Source organism: Nitrospirae bacterium YQR-1, from assembly GCA_039908095.1.
Lineage (GTDB): Bacteria > Nitrospirota > Thermodesulfovibrionia > Thermodesulfovibrionales > Magnetobacteriaceae > Magnetomonas.
Window position 1 is genome coordinate 20,055 of sequence record JAMOBJ010000032.1, and the last position, 17,980, is coordinate 38,034.

A 17,980-nucleotide genomic window follows, 5' to 3' on the forward strand; every position below is an offset into this window, starting at 1 on the left:
AATACGAACATACTTTGAATTTCACTATAATATGTTGATATAAAAGAAAAAAGCGAAAAAATAGGGCATTACAGATTAATAATAATTGTACAGTTACACAAACATAAAGCCAAAGATTCTGGAGCGAATCAGCTTAAACCTGAATCTTACGATTTTACCGGCCGGCTTTGATATGTTTTCGTTACCCTTAAATGTCACTGGGCTCCAGTGGTTATTGCCCGTAATGGGATCACAATCGTTAAGCGTGAAGCCCTCAAACGGCGGTGCCTCAAGTTTGGGTTTCAGCTCCAATATCTCGATTTTGATTTCCCCCCCCGGATAAGAAAGGGAATTAATCAACATCTTTTTGCCCTTAAATATGCACGGATATGTGTAAAACTCCCCTATTAACGCTGATTCAATGCCGACAATACCATCCTCTCTCACAGTGGCAACAAATATGGCAGGCCGCTCCGCTCGGTACTCATTGTGCGACCTGCGGGAAAAAAACACCGGAAGCGCCCAGTGATTCTCTCCATAGGGAACAAGCCCAACTCCGGCATAAGTTGTTATTTTCTCAGGGCTTTCCTCATTTGAATAAAGCGGCGAGTTTGTTGGATAAAACCACCGGTTGCCGTCTCTGCTAAGAGCCAGATGCAGGCTCAGCGTGTCGGTGTCTCTGTGATAAACGGTCGGAAACATCATGTGTGCCATGTCAGCCCCCGGCCACTTATGGTAACTGTTTGTGTATATATCGGCTGAGGGTCCCCACTCAAGCTCAGGCGTTAGTACTGTCTTCGGGGCGGGGAACTTGCTGAACTGCCGTGACTCACTCTTTCTCACTATGCGTTTGCCCCCGAAACCATGCCGGTTCTGCGGGCTCCAGCCCCTTACGTATAATACATATTTCTTACGCCTGCTTATATAACAAGGCACTGATTGCGTATCGCTTAAATACTCTAATACAGGCTCATCCAGAAGCCTCCAGTGTATCCCATCCGGTGAGACCGCTCCGTAGAGCCAGTTGAACACCTCTTTCACTTTCTTTGCCTGCCCCAGATGCACCAGCTTATATCTCTGCTCATCAGGGGCGGAATCGTCCTTAAACACCGTAGCACCATGAGCGCCTAATATGCCCCCCGTCTGCTCATCACCCCAGCCATAGACTATATTGTTAGACTTGCTACCCTTATACTCTATAAGGTTAAGACTGGGACGGTTCCAGTCTTTACAATCATCCGATTCCATGTAGCAGAGTTTATCGTTTTCCTGAATCCCCTTTTCATCAAAATCATATGTACAGTACCAGAGCCGGTACTTTCCGTTGTCATATAAAAGCGTGCTGTATGCGCCGATTAAGCCCAGAGGATCATCTGAGACAACCGGCAGTTCTGATATTTCGGGTTTTATTATTTTAAGCTCTATACCATAGGGACTTAACCACGGATGCGTCCCGTGCTTATCCTGGTAGAACCTCCAAAACGGCATTCCATAGCCGGCTTCAACATACCACCAATCAAAAAACATGTTTTTGACGCCGGCACTAAATTTCATGGGAATGTGGATATCTTCCGAGGCTCTCACTGTCTTTCCCCCGGGAGCTCCACTGTAAAGAGGGCTCCTTTTTCAATGTTTTCAACCCTCAGTACGCCACCCATGTTATCCTCTATTATTGTCTTAGCTATGGACATACCTATGCCCGTTCCCTGTAAACCCTTGGACGTTACATAGGGCTCAAAAATCAACGGCAATATGTCTGCCGGTATTCCACCGGCATTGTCTTGTATTTTTATTACAGTCCTCACCCCGTCTTTTTTTACACTTATATCCACTATACGCTCTTTTATATTGTTTGACAAAAAAGCGTCCCTTGCATTGTTAAGAAAATTAATTATTGTCTGTTTAAATTCATTTGGATATCCATAGGCGGTTGCCTGCTTATCTCCTGTTACATTGATAACGATATCTGCAATCTTATACTGTTTACCTATAATATCCAGAGCGTTTTGTATTGCCTCAGCAGGATAAAATATTTTCTTTTCCTTTGAGGGTTTAAAAAAATCCCTGAAGTCATCTATTGTTTTTGACATATACTCTATCTGCCTCATCCCATCCTTTACCTGATAAGACAGGAAATCATTATAAGCTTGCGCATCCATGCCTTGATTTTCCAAATCCTGGATTATGAGAGCCAACACATTTAGCGGCTGCTTCCATTGATGGGCTATTGCGTTAATCAGCTCTCCCATCTGTGCCGCCCTGCTCTGAATTTCCAACATTTTTTTAGTTTTTTGCGCCATATCACGCGCCTTTACAGCATCATCTCTCAACTTACCTCTTTCCAACTCAAGAGCCGTAATTTCCGTAAGTGTTATGATGTAATAAGAATATGGAAATTTCCCGGCTGTCACCACAAACGGTTTTCCTTCTCTCTCCGTGCCATGTTCCTTTAAATATACTACGTTTTCTTTATCGGAGGCATTAATTATGGCATCCAACCAGGCTGTTTTAGTTTTAAAATCAACAGTTTCATCATTTATTTTTACTATGAAGGCAGACATATCAATGCTGCTTTCTTTGAATTGCCCGAGGTTTTCAAATCCAAGAAAATTAAGAAAAGTTTTGTTTACATATTCTATCTCATTGCCGTCAATTGCCATCATGAAGGAGGGGTTGGAATCAAGGATAAACCTCATGGAATTTGTTTTCTTCTCTATTTCACGCCTTTGAAGAATTGTTAATGCTGATTTGTATATGGCCTCAAGTAGTTTATCAGGATTAGTGGGCTTGGTTGTATAACTGTCAATTCCAATATCAATTGCCTGTATGAGATACCTTGGTTCGTTAAAGGCAGTGAGGATTATAACCGGCACGTTGTAATCTATGTCTTTTATGGCCTGTGCCATAGTTAATCCGTCCATTTTCGGCATTTGAATGTCGGTAACTACAATGTCCGGCCTGTGTTTTTCAAATAAATCCAACCCCTCAGAACCATCCCCTGCTACATAAAGCACCCCGATATCCATGCTAAGAATATCCTGAAGTTCCTCTCTTGTATCCATCTGATCTTCAACATAGAGGACAGATATGAGCTTTAAGACTTTTCTATCGTATTTTCCTGTTTTCATAATCATGGATGAGAACCGGCTTTTAAGCCACAACAGGTAATTCTATCAAAAACTCCGCACCGCCGTCAACATTAGAAACTTTAAGTGAGCCGTTCATGTTATTTTCTATAATCATTTTTGACATATAAAGTCCTACTCCGGTCCCTTTGCCCTGTTCCTTTGTGGTAAAGTATGGATCAAATACTCTGTCAATTATGTGTTGTGGAATGCCGCCGGCATTGTCCCTGAATTTCAAAAAAGCTCTTTTATCGTTTACCCCGATTGTTATTAAAACCTTGCCGGGATGAACAGAATGCTCGATAATGGCATCCTTTGCATTTGAAAATAAATTTAGCAGTGCCTGTGAAAACTCATTCGGATAACCGGTTACCGTTGTATCTTCCACAATCTCAAGAGACACATCGATACCGCTGTTTTTAAAGCCTGCATCAAACAGCGAGATAGTACTTTGAAGTGATTTAGCTAGACTGAAGTTTTCCTTTACTTTGTCGGGTTTAAAGAAATTTCTGAAATCATCTATTGTTGTTGACATTCCCTCGATGAGCTTCTGTCCTTTCGCTACGGATGCAGCCATCATTTCCTGTGTAAGTGTACCCTCAGTAAAGGCGCGGTTAAATTTATAAAAAATAAGGCTGAGTACGTTTATGGGCTGTCTCCACTGATGCGCAATGTTGCCTATCATCTCGCCCATTGCAGCAAGCCGTGACTGCTGAATAAGCATCTTTTCCTGCTTCATGCGTTTCACCGCCTCATCAAGAACCCGTTGCTCAAGAGTTGCGTTTAATTCCTCAAGCAGGTTTGTTTTAAATCTGAGTTCATCTTCAGCCTTTTTACGCTCAGTTAGTTCCTCAGCAAGCATGATATTTATTTCGGCCAGCTCCTGAGTTCTTGTATTTACAAGCTCCTGGAGATTTTGCTTGTGATACTCAAGTTCCGAATTCCATGCCTGAATCTTTGAAAGCATTTCATTAAAACCCCGGGCAAGCATACCCATTTCGTCATCACTTTCCACCACCGCCCTTATTGCATAGTTTTTCTCCTTTTCCACTTTGTTCATAACTTCCAGGATGTTAACGATGGGCCTTATGATTGACTTCTGAAGCCTGAACATAAAGAAAATTGCGATTAAAGAGGCAGCAACGGAGATTAAGATTTCCAAAAGTAGTTTTCTGATAAGGCTTTTGTAGAGAGCTTTTATATCCGATCTGATATAAACAGTACCACTGTACTCATTGTTATAAGTGATTGTTTGAAAAACCTGCAGAGAACCTTTTTCAAAAAAAGCTCCGTCTTTGAGCGGCAGTGGCGGCGACACCTTAGCACTGAGATTTTCATTAATATACTGTGCAAACACTGTTCCATCTTTAGAATATAGCACTGCATGCTCTATATTGGGAGAGTATCTTAATGTTTTTAAAATCTCATTTGCTCTTTTTTTGTCATAAAACAAGATGGAGGCAATGCTGTTTTTAGCTATCATCTGAGCCTTTAATGTTATATCGTTAGTCAAAGCCGTTTTAAAGGAAACTATCTCCTCAGTGTCAACCACTATGCCTATTAAAATAACAACAATCCCAATGGAAAAAAGATTAATTTGCATTAATCTTTTTCTGATGTTTCCCCGTGTAAAGTTAAGCATCGTTCCGGGGGGTTATTCCCCGCCTGCCAGCTCAAGCAGTTGTGAGCTAATGGTAAGGCCGGCTTTCTTTGCAGCCTCGTTATTGATTTTAAACTTAACCACATTGTCTCTTATATAAAACCGTATGATTCCCCCGTTTTTATCAAAAGATTCATGGTCGGAAATTGTTAACACCGGTTTATTCATAAGCTGGTTCAAAAGCGGTGTAATTTGAGAGGCATCCGATGAGCCGATAAATAATATGTGACAAGCAGAGAGTTCTTTTGTCTCTGTAACCGTCCGGATTTTAACCATCTTTACACCACATTCTTTTTCTTTAAGCGAGTCAAGTACTGTAAAAATTGGGTTGCCGCCTAATACGCAGATATTTAAAAAGTTGTTTGTACCTGACATGGCGGTACCAGGCCATTCCACAAATACAGGGAAATTCAGGATACAAACTGCTTTCATTTCAAGTTCGCTCTTAGGGGCGCATAGCAGTGTAGCAGGAGTTGTGACAAATACCAAAAATGCTGACAGTACTAAGCAGAACTTTAAAATATATCCCTGCCCCTTTAACACTTTAACCCGCCAACCGTGGTGCTTCATTAGATTGCTCAAAAACACCTTTCAAGCTCAAATCACCTCTGATGAGATTAAAACCCAAAAATTCCGCTGATAAACCACATAACCGCCCATATCATTACAAATATTTTTCTCATAACTTTAAATTCACCTTAATATGATATTTCAAATGTTCTCATAAAATTTATATTTTAAATATCCATCTAAATGTAGTCAATTAAAAATAAATGTAGTTCCTTAATAGATGATAACACAAACAAATCAGGAAAAGCCTCTGCTTTAGCATATATTGCGGCAAAAGCCGGCACAATGGCAGGGGATAATTCCAATTCTAATTCATTTGTCTAACTTTGTTGGCTTCGTCAAAAGCTCCGGGGTGTGCTCTCCCCTAAAGGGCATAAACGCTCAAATAATATAGGCTATATAGAGTTTAGCATGTCGATTTGTAATTTCCTCTTCCTTGTGTTTTCCATTAGACGTTCTATTATTATGTACCAACGCTATAGGGCACTATCTATTGATAACCTTATACCCCCGCAGGGCTGGTTTAACCCCTGCGGGAGATGGTTCCAAATTAGAAATAGGCAATGTTCATTTTTATCCAGACGCTGCGTCCGGGTTCATAAATGCGAGTGTTTGCGGGGGTGACATACCCCGGTACAGTTGCATAGCTTTTTGAGAGATGCTCGGCATAGTTTTGATTAAACACATTATCGAGCCCTGCGGTTAACTGCACTATCTTTGTGGGACGCCAACCGCCGTTTATCGAAAGCACACCAAAACCCGGTGTTGAACCGATATCCATACCGTTTTGCACTATATTTCCCGAACCGGCATCATAACGGTCCTGAGAGGCAACAAGACGCCACAGTGCTCCGAAGGAAAAGATTTTATTGTCGTATTCGCCGCTTAGTTTAAACTCAAGAGGCGGCTGCTGTGCAAGGGCTTTATGGTCGGTATCGTTTTGACCGTAAACGTAAGCCAAAGACGCCGTTGTCTTAATTGTATCGGTAAATCTGTACGTAACATCCCCCTCCCCGCCAAGCACTGTGGCGTCTATATTGCGGGTGAGGGTAGGAGATGGAGACCAGCGTATCAAAATATAATCGTTGATCTTACCGGCAAAACCTGCAAGCGAGCCCGACCATCTGCCGGACTTCCAGTTAAGCCCAATGTCAAACTGAGTTGTTTTTTCAGGATTGGTAGTTAAGAAGGCGCTCTTGCCTGTGGAAGTTGATGTTGCACTTGAGTCGTACTGCAGGCGTTCCCAATAGTCAGGGAAACGCTCAGCGTGCCCGATACCTGCATACCAAACTCCAAGGTTATTTCCAAGTTGTCCTTCATAACGGATAAAGCCGCTGGGAAGCGCATCTCTGTCCCACATGCCTTTGGTATTGTTGGGATTGCTTTTGCACATTGTGCCGCCACCGACACAACTGCGGCTGTCCAGGGCCTCATGTAAATCAAGGCGCAAGCCTCCAACTATCAAGCTGTCTTTTGAAAGGATAAATGTTGTTTCACCAAATACCCCGTACTGCTTAAACCGCATATCCTCATTACGTGATGCAGACTCATAAGTGCTCGTTGCAGCAGCAGCGCTCTTTGCATTCATCACCATGCGCCCTGTGTGTATGTCATGCTTTGTGTCCAGACCAACTACCATGCTTGCTATATCAGATACAGCTAAGGTGGATTTTATGTGTCCGCCCACGGTTAAACGGTCGGGGTTCATGGCTGAATACATGCCCGATGTGTTTGTGCGTAAGTTGTAGTTATCCATCACATGGTCAACGTAGTTGTAGTAAAGCTGTGCCTCGAGCTTTTTCCAAACATTAGAGATATTTTCTCTGGTAAATTTAAGTGCAATGTTCTCACGGTCGAATTTTGAGCCATCCATAGTGCGGTCGGCATAAGCGGCCTCACCATCGCTTTTGATTGCGGATAGCTCAAGAAGCGTATCACTGTTTGGGGTCCAGCCCACTGCCGCACTGCTACTCCATCGTGTGTAGTAAGAATGAACCGTATTGCCGTTTCCGTCTTTGTAGTCGTCTGAATCTGTGCGTGTTGCGGTAAATTGTGCATAGCCTTTTTCAACACCGCCGCGGATGTCGGCAACCTGATCGTTACGGCCAAAGCTGCCGGCTGTAAGACTGCCGTTAAATGTAATTCCGGGGGTCTTAAAGCGTTTTATTTCTCTTTCATAGAGCACGGCTCCCGCTGAACTGCCTGCACCGTTAAGAACTGATTCCGGACCCTTTATAACGGTAATACGATCGTAGGATTCAGGGAAAACGTAAGCCGTAGGCGGGTCCATTCTGCCGCCGCAGCCCCCAAATATCTGTTGTCCGTCAAGGAGGATGTTAAGTCTTGATCCCGACATTCCCCTTAGCACGGGGTCACCGTCCGTGCCGCCTTTGCGAATGATGGAAAAGCCCGGTATGCTCTTTAGATACTCCGCTCCGTCATGGGCCGGAACCGGCTGGTGGGGGGCTTTAGGGTTAGTCGTAACAGTAAGCGGCGCATCACTTACGGGCGCTGTAACCACTACTTCCTCAAGATTATAAATACCGCGTGAGGTTGCGTTGTCCAATGCCTCCACAATTGGCGGAACTATCAATAATGCCCATCCAATAAGCGTAAGCACTGCAAATTGAATGATTAATTTATACGATAATTTTGCAAAAAATAATCGCAGCTTTTTTACATCTCCGTACATCAAACTACACCTCCGAGCCATAATATTACACCATAATGAATATCAACAAAACCCCTTTAAAATATTTTAGTATTGTAACTATGTGCCCTTAGTAAAGGGGTATTAATACCAGATAGCAGTCAAAAGAGCAACGAGGCGGCAAGGAGAAAGCGACACCTTCCCTTACAGGGGATTCCCCTTTAGAGGAGACGTCAAGGAGCTTTCGAACAAGCCAACAAAGTTAATCGAATGACTGCGAATTGGTATGAACTACTTTTGGCTTTTATACGGATTGAGGTGGATGACTTATTTCGGTTAGAAGAACTGGTTTATGGGAGGTAAAACCTTGAAAACTTTTTGGTTCAGATATATCAAATAAAAGGATTTCAGAATTTTGCTCAATAATAACCGGCATCTCAGAGGCCGGCACACCACCGATTGAGGTGTTACAGACATCGAGAGTTAAAATTGCGGCTTGCCCCTTAGCAAAGTGCCCGCCCGTAACCACACCCTCTGTAACCGCTAAAGTTAAGACAAATGCTGCAAGTAAAATCACCCCCGCTACTTTCATGCAGAAGTTTAGTAAGATTGATAAATAAAAGTCAAGTGGTGTGAAGAGTGTTACAGGATTTACAGTTACATGATTTAAGGCATAAGAAAAAACTCTTGACATAATCATGCTATAAGAATAATCATAACTGGTACAATAGAAGACATAGCCGGAGGACACAAGAAATGAAAAGGGCATTAATAACCGGTGTAACAGGACAGGATGGCTCGTATCTTGCGGAATTGCTGCTTGATAAGGGATATGAAGTATATGGTCTGATACGCCGTAGCAGCACGTTTAATACACTCAGAATAGATCATCTCTATGTTGACCCTCATGACACAGGGGCAAGGTTTTTCCTTGAATATGGAGACTTATCTGATTCCGGGACTTTGACTAATCTGATTTATAATGTAAAACCTGATGAGATATACCACCTTGCAGCACAGAGCCATGTCAGGGTAAGCTTTGACATGCCGGAATATACCGGGGATATAACAGGCCTTGGAACGATACGAATCCTGGAAGCTATCAGAAGAAGTGGTGTTGGAGCGAGGTTTTATCAGGCCTCATCATCGGAGATGTTTGGATGTGCCACACCTCCTCAGGATGAAACCACGTCTTTTCATCCCAGAAGCCCATACGCTGCGGCAAAGGTCTATGCCTACTGGATAACTGTAAACTACAGGGAGGGTTACGGTTTGTTTGCATGTAACGGGATTTTATTTAACCATGAATCTCCGCGGCGCGGCGAAACTTTTGTGACAAGAAAAATAACCCGGGCCCTTGCTTCTATGGTAGCGGCAAATCAAAAAAAACTCTATCTTGGAAATCTGGATGCAAGGCGTGACTGGGGATTTGCCCCTGAGTACGTGGAGCTTCAGTGGTTAATGCTTCAACAGGACAGAGCTGAAGACTATGTTATCGGAACCGGGCAAAGCTGGTCGGTCAGGGATTTTGTCGTAAATGCTTTTGAGTATGCCGGTATTGAGTTACGGTGGGAGGGCACGGGTGTAAGCGAGAAAGGGATTGTTCAGTCCTGCGCCAATTCGCTGCCATTTAAGGCCGGTGATGTAGTTATTGAAATAGACAGCAGGTATTTCAGGCCGACGGAGGTTGACTACCTTCTTGCTAATACTAAAAAGTCAAAGGACAAATTGGGTTTTGAGCCTAAAATTACATTTAACGAACTGGTCAAAATCATGGTGGACGCCGATTTGGAGGCTGCAGGATTAAAGAGCCCAGGGCAGAGCCGCAGGATTCTTAGCAGCAAGGGATTTAACTGGATAAAAAAGTAACCTTATTTGGAAGGGAAATTACAAGATATGAATATAGATTCTAAAATATACTTAAGCGGGCATTTGGGATTGGTAGGCAGCGCCATACTGAGGCGTTTAAAGGCAGGCGGGTATTCAAACATAGTGCTCAGAAATCGGCAAGAGCTTGATTTGAAATCTCAACAGGCGGTGAGGGAATTTTTTGAGACGGAAAAACCGGAATACGTGTTTTTAGCAGCCGCACGGGTAGGCGGGATACTGGCAAATAACACCTATCCCGCCGAGTTTATTTACGATAATCTCCTGATAGAGACAAACGTGGTTCACAGCGCATATTTAACCGGCGTAAAGAAACTGCTTTTTTTGGGAAGTTCCTGTATTTACCCTAAGTTTGCCCCTCAGCCTATGAAAGAGGAGCATCTTCTGTCGGGCATTCTGGAGCCTACAAATGAGCCCTATGCTGTGGCTAAAATAGCAGGCATAAAGCTCTGTCAGTCATACAACAGGCAGTACGGAACCGTGTATATATCCGCAATGCCTACTAACCTCTACGGCCCTAACGACAACTATGACCTTGCTAATTCCCACGTTGTCCCTGCGTTGATAAGAAAATTCCATGAAAGCAAACTTCTGATAGAAAGCGGGGTAAAGACTCCGGTTGTCTTGTGGGGGACAGGGAGTCCAAAAAGGGAGTTTTTGCATGTAGATGATCTTGCCGATGCGCTTGTTTTTATGATGCATACTTATAACGAAAGCGAAATAGTGAATATTGGTACGGGCACAGACCAGAGTATAGCGGAGCTTGCCACTATAGTGAAAGACATTGTAGGCTACAGAGGTGAGGTTATCTGGGATACCTCAAAGCCCGACGGAACTCCGCGTAAACTCCTTGACGTATCAAAACTTACAAAACTTGGATGGCACCATAAAATAAGTCTAACAGATGGAATCAGGAATGCGTATGAGTGGTTTTGTGAAAACTATTATAGAATCAGAGCGTAGGAGTTCTTGTATAATTCCAATTCTAATACCAAGTTGACTTGGTATTAGAAACCCATCTTTACAATAGCACAGTACGTCTATTGATAAAATATCCGTAAAATGGTACAATTCCCACCAAAGGAGACAGGTAAAATGGCAATGAAATTTAATAAGTTTTTCACGGTATTTATAACGCTTTCATTAGCGGTGATTTTAACAGGGTGCAGCAATAAGGAAAGCAGCGTCAAGACGGAAAATGATGTTATTAAAATAGGGGTAATAGCGGAGCTGACCGGAGAGATTCCGGCGGTGGGGGCCTCATGCAAAAATGCCTCGGAAATGGCCGTTAAAGCAGTAAACGACAGCGGCGGCATTGATGTGGGCGGCAGGAAAATGAAAATAAAACTTCAGATTGAAGACAACGCCGGACGTGCCGAACAGGCCGCTTCCGCCGCTCAGAAACTGATAACTCAGGAAAAGGTTGTCGCCATAATCGGGCCAAACTCAAGTGCCGGCGCTATTCCCGCATCAGAGATAACAGAGACGTCAAAAATCCCGATGATTACACCATGGTCAACAAATCCTAAAACGACTCTTGACACTCGTCTGGGAAAACCCAAACGCTATGCCTTCAGAGCCTGCTATATGGATTCTTTTCAGGGACAGGTGCTGGCACATTTCGCCCAAAACAATATAAAGGCAAAAAAGGCAGCCATCCTGTTTGACTCATCCTCGGAGGTACTAAAGGGCCAAGCGGAGGTGTTTAAGAGTACTTTTGAAAAAAACGGCGGCAGCATCTCCGCCTATGAAAGCTATACCCAGGGAGACAGAAATTTCTCAGCTCAACTTACCAACATTAAAAACTCAGCTCCCGACATCGTATTCCTGCCATCCTACTACAGCGATGTCCCACTTCAGGTTCAACAGGCACACCGGCTCGGGATGACTACCCCATTTCTAGGCAGTGACGCATGGGCAAGCAGCGATCTGCTTAAGCTCTGTGGTAAAGACTGTGAAGGGTTTTTCTTTAGCAGCCACTACAGCGCTTCTTCCAAATCACCTGATACGGAAAAATTCGTAAAAGCCTACGAGACCATATATAAAAACACCCCCGATGATGTCGCAGCCCTCACTTATGACTCCCTCGGTATTCTCTTTCAGGCTGTTAAAACAGCCGGCAAGGCCGAACCGGAGGCTATCAGAAATGCCATATCTCAGATAAGAGACTACCACGGTGTTACCGGAAATATCTCATTCACTCAGGACTCAGGGGACCCTGTAAAAGGTGTTGTTATACTGGAAATTAAAAACGGAGCTTTCAACTGGTATGCAGACGTTAACCCCTAAGCCGGACTGAATGAGTTACTTAGTTCAGCAACTCCTTAACATGCTTCAACTGGGCAGCCTTTATGCTCTTATAGCCATTGGCTATACTATGGTTTACGGGGTGCTTTCCTTAATTAACTTTGCCCACGGGGATTTATTTATGCTGGGGGCTTTTCTTTTTTTTATTGTCATTACATTGCTGAAATTACCGTTTATTCCGGCACTAATCATAACCACAGCCTTAAGCGCATGTATGGGGGTTCTTACAGAGAGGCTCGCTTACAGGCCATTAAGGAATGCTCCTAAAATGTCTGCCATCATTACAGCCCTTGGCGTCGGTGTGTTTCTTGAAAACTTCACACTGGCACTGAGCCCCTACCCTCAACACATACCCGAGACGGTTACAAACCGTGCATGGCTTATAGGCAACGTAACGATGTCTTCAATACAGGCCATGATAATAGCAGTCTCCGTAACTCTAATGCTGATACTGGATTTTATAGTAAAAAAAACCAGATTTGGAATGGCCATAAGGGCAATATCATGGGACAGGGTTTCAGTTCCCCTGATGGGAATACCGGTTAACAGGATAATTTCTCAGACCTTTGCACTGGGGGCGGGGCTGGGCGGGGCAGCCGGCGTAATGTATTCATCCGCCTATCCTGTCATAGACCCATACATGGGAATAATGGTCGGCTGGAAGGCTTTTATCTCGGCGGTGGTTGGCGGGATTGGGAATGTCCGTGGTGCAATGCTGGGCGGTTACATCCTTGGTACTGTTGAAATAGCCGTCACTATGTTTCTACCCTCCACCTACAGAGACATTGTAGCATTTACACTGCTTTTAATTCTTTTAATATTTCGCCCTCATGGCATACTTGGAGTCCCTCGTTCCGTAAAACTATGAAAGCTGCAACCTTTACAAAAGTACTTACTGCGCCGGTTATTTTACTTGCCGGCTGTACTCTGTCCTACTCAGCCGGTAATTTTAACCTGCTTGACCGCTATATTGAGCTTATAGTTATGTATATCGGAATTAATTTAATACTGACACTCAGTTTAAATCTTGTAAACGGTTACATGGGGGAGTTTTCAGTCGGACATGCCGGATTTATGGCTATCGGAGCTTACACATCATCAATATTAACTGTTACGGTGTTTTCGCTTTCAATGGGAGCATGGATTTTTCCTTTGGCGGTTATTGCAGGGGGGCTGCTTTCAGCAATGGCAGGGCTTATTGTTTCCATACCGTCGTTTAAAACACGGGGGGATTATCTGGCCATTGTTACGCTTGCTTTTAACATGATTGTAAAATCGATAATCGAAAATGTGGATTTTCTGGGCGGCCCCAGAGGATACCTCGGAATAGCAAAGCTTACGTCTCTGATGTGGGTGTTTTTCTTTTCATTTATGGCTCTATGGGTTATAAGAAACTTTGTCTATAGCAACTATGGCAGAGGGATGGTCTCAATACGAGAGGACGAAACGGCGGCACTGCTTATGGGAGTGGATACTAAAAAGGTGAAGATTCTGACTTTTATGTTATCCTCGTTCTTTGCCGGTGTGGCAGGTGCTCTTTATGCGCATCTGTTACAGTTTATAAGCCCAAAATCATTTGACATTATAAAATCCACAGAGATTCTCATAATGGTTTACCTTGGCGGAATAGGTTCAATAGCCGGCTCAGTGCTTGGCGCCACAGTCTATACCATATTGATAGAGCTTTTAAGGCCCATGGGAATATGGCGAATGGTTATAATGCCTTTGGTATTGGTACTTCTTATGATATTTCGACCAAAGGGGATAACAGGACTCAGGGAATTTAAGTGGTTTATACCTGCTGCTGAAAAGAAACTATAATGTTTATGAAGTTTTACCGGAAGCATGATTATTTTTTAGCACGTTATAGGAGGCTGCAAATAAAGCCATAATCATCCATGAGAAGCGGGAAAAGGCAGAATTTAAATCAGCCCAGATAATGTTGTCTATACCTAAGACAATTATAACTGAAATAGCACAGACTAAGGCTATGGTTGCAGTTAAGGTATTATTCATAAGTTTGTAAATGTCGGCTATGACGATAACTATTTTCCAAAACAAATAGAGTAAGGCAATAATACCCAAAATGCCCATATCCCAGAAAAAGGACAGTAGAAGGCCATGAGCTTCCGTAGTTGTATATTGAGATAAGTACACAAGACCGCTGATTCCAATTCCCGCAAGGATTTTATGGGGATTTTGTTTGTAATATTTAATGCCGTCTTTCCACATCTTCACTCTGAAACTAAAAGCACTTAAGCCTTGTTTGCTGGATTTAAGAAGTTCCTTATTGGAAGACGATGTTTTTGTAAAAAATAATTGCTCATTGTAACCAAAACCAATTAAAATCCTGTCTATAAATCCAGGAGTAAAAAGTACAACAATCAGGCAAACAGATAATACAAATTCTATAGAATAGCTAAAAAAACGCTTCCTGAACTCAGGCTGAAAATAAAAAAGTAAGACAAAACCTATGATCAATGCTAAAAAGGCGGACCTTACCGCCATAACTCCAATGGAGTAAGCTATAAACAAACAGCATGCAAAATAAAGAATATGATTATACCACTTAGACCGGAGAGAAAATGACACAATAAAAAGAATTCCCATGAGCATGAGCTCCGCAGCGGCAGCTCCGGCTAACCCCATAGGCCGATTTTCGATTGTCTGTATTCCATACAAGCTAAGAGTTATTCCTTTGAACAGATTAATAAATTCAATTGTATTGTAATACTTCGAGACAAGAACCGAAACTGATTGCGCAAAAGTGGCAACGCAAAGAATTGCTACAGATGCTTTCAAGCTCTTTTCGTCTTTTATAAAGGCGGTAATTACATAAAAAGTTATATAATTAAAAATAAGTTTGACATAAAAATAAAGTCCTAACTCTAATGACGGCGTCCACAGTAACGTCATTGTCTCTAACAAAAAAATTATTACCAGTGGTATGTCAAAGGGTGTTACAACACGTTGAGTTTCCTTATTTATAGCTTTATTTACTATCCAAACAAGCAGAGCAATAAATACAAATATCAAATATAGAGGATACTCCATTGTATCACTTGATGAAACCATAATTTTAATACCGGTGTGTTGAACAAAAAAAGTTAGAAAAATCATAGCAATGCTAAAGTTAGGTATTAAAAAAGATAATATTAAAAAGGCTGGAATTATTATCATACAGGTGAGGAGATAAGGGCTAAGCAGATAAGAAAAAGCGCAAATAAAGGCATATGCCGTCAAAGCAACGCCATAGTAAACCTTCTCATTCAAAATTCGTCCTCCTGATTACATAATAATTCTCAGAGCTGTGATAAAACGCCGATGAGTGGCTCACCGGTTGTACTGCAATTGGCAAGGTATAAGCTCCTGCGGCAATCTTACTTTTTTACAAAATCGGTGGAAGCATTAATTTGCCCATAGAACAAAAATTGTTCTCTTGTCTTTTTCAAACTTATATGCTGTTATACCTTTGCCTATGCTCACCTCGGAAGCTCGTGCCCCTTCAAAGCAACGAAACTTCTCGGCCAGATTTTTGTAAGAGTAATATGAGAGCTTTTTATGGGATAACCCGTCGTTTTGTGGATTATGTATGAGAGCTGTGTAGTCAAACGAACTATAACCGCCACCATAGAGATTATAGTCTTTAATGTTTGACCAAAACACTCTGAATGCTCCTAACCCTAAGGCGGTAGTGTAGATTTTAACCAGTTCAGTTGCCTGCCTGAGCTCGGAGTAACCCTCAGTGAAGGGATTATGTGTGCCGCTTGGGGTGCTTGTCTCACCCAAAAATACCGGCATGTTTGTGTAGCCATAGTTATTGAGCAGAGTTGTGGTTCTTTTGTACTGTGTTTTCATCATTTCAAACTTGTCAATATCTCCCCGTTTTACACCTAAGTGCAGATCGAAAGTGTGCCAAAGGCCAAAGGCGTCAAAGGAATTCGCAGCATTCATTTTTTTAAGACTGAAAAATACCTCATCAAAGAAATTTCCGGAGATATTGACATAACCGCCTGTATAGAGTTTACAGTTCCGGCAATGTTCATTCATAATCTTTTTAGTGGTGGCAAGGGCTAAAGCATAGTCATAGGGTTTCCATGCAACGTCCACTTCAGTATCCATCGTGAAGTGTTTAACCTGTGGAAACTTCCTGAAAACAGACTGTATAAACTCCGTGTAACCCTGGATATCGTTTTGAGAGAAAGTGCCAACTCTCTGTGGCGGCATCTCTTTTCCCGAGCTTGGGTTTATCGTAAGAAGTATCATTGCACCCTGGGCCAAAGTATGGTCATAGAGTGCCTTGAGGTGCTCGAGGTAAGCATCTCCGGGTTTAAAGTTTGGAGCTCCGTTTTTATATATCATGTACTGAACCGAAGGAGGCCCTAAGAATCGTATCCACTTATACCCTACGTCTTTAATGGATTTGCCTGCATAAAAATCTGAATTAACCTTATCAACTCCGTCCTCAACATCAATAATGCCAAAAGGCGAATTCCATGAAGCCTCACATCGTCCAGTTGCCTCAGCTACAGGCTCAACTATTAAAGGCAGAGTGCTTACAGCAATACTAAGTAGTCCGTTTTGAGTTGACACTGTTTTTGTTTTGAACACCTCATGGTAGTTCTGAACCTCCAGCCCTGACTTAACCCTTGCAACAGCGTCTGAGACCACCGCCTCTTTAGCGTTAACGGCTAAACTTACAGTTGTGTATTTAACCGGTTCTTCTCTGTCCTTTGCAGGATTAACATTACTTAGCTTATAGCCCGAAGCGGCATAGCGTTCTAAATCAGCAAAAGTCTTATCCGTAAGACCATAGACTTTCTCAGGGTTTTCTTTTTGAAATGAGTTAATAAACATATCTATTTCGTTGGAGTAGATTTTATTGACATCTTTGCTTTTCTGGGAAATCAACTTTACCCAAGACTTGAGGGCCATGGCACGTAATTTTATGTTTGACGAGTTCGTAGGTGATGCTTTCACCTCGGCCCTGGCCTTGTCTATTTCAGATTGGCTAAGGTCATCTCTTATTGCATTTTTATTGTCTAAAGGCGGCATTGGAGGCGGCACAGCCGTAACCTGAGCATATTCAGGGTGTAATGAGATGAATTTACCAAGGTCTTTCAATATTGCTTCCATCAGTTTCGATGCCTCCTCAGGATTTACCCTTGCAAGGTCGTTAAGCTGAATAGACCTCTCACGCGGTAGCACGGAGTCTATATCAAAACGTCTTTGTACCATCGCCTGTGCCCAACCTTCAAGTGTAAGAAGGCGTTCGTTGAGATTTTCAGGGGCGGTTTTGGCCGCCTTTGCCTGTTGCAGCAGAGTTTCTATGTTAATCCTCAGAGATTGACTCATTGATGGGCTCTCCTGAGTATCTGCTGCAAAGCATGTTCCTGCAATATTGAAAGACCTGCATTGCACTCCACCGTGTTTGAATACATTTGCCGCAGTCTCCTCAGATATCTCCTGACTATAAATTGTAAACCCAAAAACTCCAAGAAATACAATAACAATAAAAAACGATTTCACAAGTTAATCCCTCTTGTATGCATTTACGCCTCTATTCATAACACCGACCCCTTTATTGCCGATTCAGGTAATGCCGCCGCCTGCTCCCTTGATAACCACAGGATAACGATTAAAATCTTCAACAAGTTTATTTTATATTCATCGGCCGGATTATGTCAAGTTTGATTTTGAGCCACTAACAAAGCAGCCTTCAATCGTCTATAGCAAAAAGCAAAAGTATGTTCTTATTGAATTTATTAAAGAAGAGATTGCCACACCCCCTGCGGGGGTTCG

At 42.6% G+C, this 17,980-nt stretch carries 13 protein-coding genes; 5 read left to right on the plus strand and 8 right to left on the minus strand.

Annotated elements, in window-relative coordinates; translation table 11 throughout:
- Positions 1–93: 93 nt before the first annotated feature.
- From H7844_13150 to H7844_13175, 6 genes are all read right to left on the minus strand, one after another.
- Positions 94–1,563, minus strand: a complete 1,470-nt coding sequence (locus H7844_13150) for a hypothetical protein (protein MEO5358224.1) — start codon at positions 1,561–1,563, stop codon at positions 94–96.
- Positions 1,560–3,107: a response regulator gene (locus tag H7844_13155; GenBank protein ID MEO5358225.1), complete on the minus strand. Its 1,548-nt coding sequence runs from the start codon at positions 3,105–3,107 to the stop codon at positions 1,560–1,562. Before H7844_13155 ends, H7844_13150 begins: the two co-directional genes overlap by 4 nt.
- A 22-nt stretch (positions 3,108–3,129) precedes the next feature.
- Entirely contained in the window at positions 3,130–4,707 is a 1,578-nt protein-coding gene (locus H7844_13160; GenBank protein MEO5358226.1) for an ATP-binding protein, read from the minus strand.
- Positions 4,708–4,758: 51 nt separating this feature from the next.
- Complete coding sequence (locus tag H7844_13165) at positions 4,759–5,334, minus strand: YfiR family protein (protein MEO5358227.1); 576 nt, start codon at positions 5,332–5,334, stop codon at positions 4,759–4,761.
- Between the two features lie 550 nt (positions 5,335–5,884).
- Positions 5,885–8,026, minus strand: coding sequence for a TonB-dependent copper receptor (locus tag H7844_13170; GenBank protein MEO5358228.1), 2,142 nt, complete (start codon positions 8,024–8,026; stop codon positions 5,885–5,887).
- Positions 8,027–8,288: 262 nt separating this feature from the next.
- Positions 8,289–8,678 carry a hypothetical protein gene (locus H7844_13175; GenBank protein ID MEO5358229.1) on the minus strand — a complete coding sequence of 130 codons (390 nt, stop codon included), beginning with the start codon at positions 8,676–8,678 and terminating at the stop codon, positions 8,289–8,291.
- A 62-nt stretch (positions 8,679–8,740) separates the two neighbouring features.
- On the opposite strand from H7844_13175, the gene gmd reads away from it, so the two are divergent.
- The 5 genes from gmd to H7844_13200 all read left to right on the plus strand — a co-directional run bounded on the left by gmd (position 8,741) and on the right by H7844_13200 (position 13,999).
- Positions 8,741–9,853, plus strand: coding sequence for a GDP-mannose 4,6-dehydratase (gene gmd, locus H7844_13180; GenBank protein MEO5358230.1), 1,113 nt, complete (start codon positions 8,741–8,743; stop codon positions 9,851–9,853).
- Positions 9,854–9,880: 27 nt separating this feature from the next.
- A complete protein-coding gene (locus H7844_13185; protein MEO5358231.1) occupies positions 9,881–10,834 on the plus strand; it encodes a GDP-L-fucose synthase in 954 nt (317 codons plus the stop codon).
- Between the two features lie 132 nt (positions 10,835–10,966).
- The gene (locus H7844_13190) at positions 10,967–12,160 is read left to right on the plus strand and encodes an ABC transporter substrate-binding protein (protein ID MEO5358232.1); all 1,194 of its coding nucleotides are present in this window, start codon (positions 10,967–10,969) and stop codon (positions 12,158–12,160) included.
- Between the two features lie 10 nt (positions 12,161–12,170).
- Positions 12,171–13,046, plus strand: a complete 876-nt coding sequence (locus tag H7844_13195; GenBank protein ID MEO5358233.1) for a branched-chain amino acid ABC transporter permease — start codon at positions 12,171–12,173, stop codon at positions 13,044–13,046.
- Complete coding sequence (locus H7844_13200; protein ID MEO5358234.1) at positions 13,043–13,999, plus strand: branched-chain amino acid ABC transporter permease; 957 nt, start codon at positions 13,043–13,045, stop codon at positions 13,997–13,999. Before H7844_13195 ends, H7844_13200 begins: the two co-directional genes overlap by 4 nt.
- A 3-nt stretch (positions 14,000–14,002) precedes the next feature.
- Here the strand turns inward: H7844_13200 and H7844_13205 are convergent, their stop codons facing one another.
- Entirely contained in the window at positions 14,003–15,451 is a 1,449-nt protein-coding gene (locus H7844_13205) for an O-antigen ligase family protein (protein MEO5358235.1), read from the minus strand.
- A 135-nt stretch (positions 15,452–15,586) separates the two neighbouring features.
- On the minus strand, positions 15,587–17,707 hold the full coding sequence (locus tag H7844_13210; GenBank protein MEO5358236.1) for a hypothetical protein: 2,121 nt from the start codon (positions 17,705–17,707) through the stop codon (positions 15,587–15,589).
- Between the last annotated feature and the right edge of the window lie 273 nt (positions 17,708–17,980).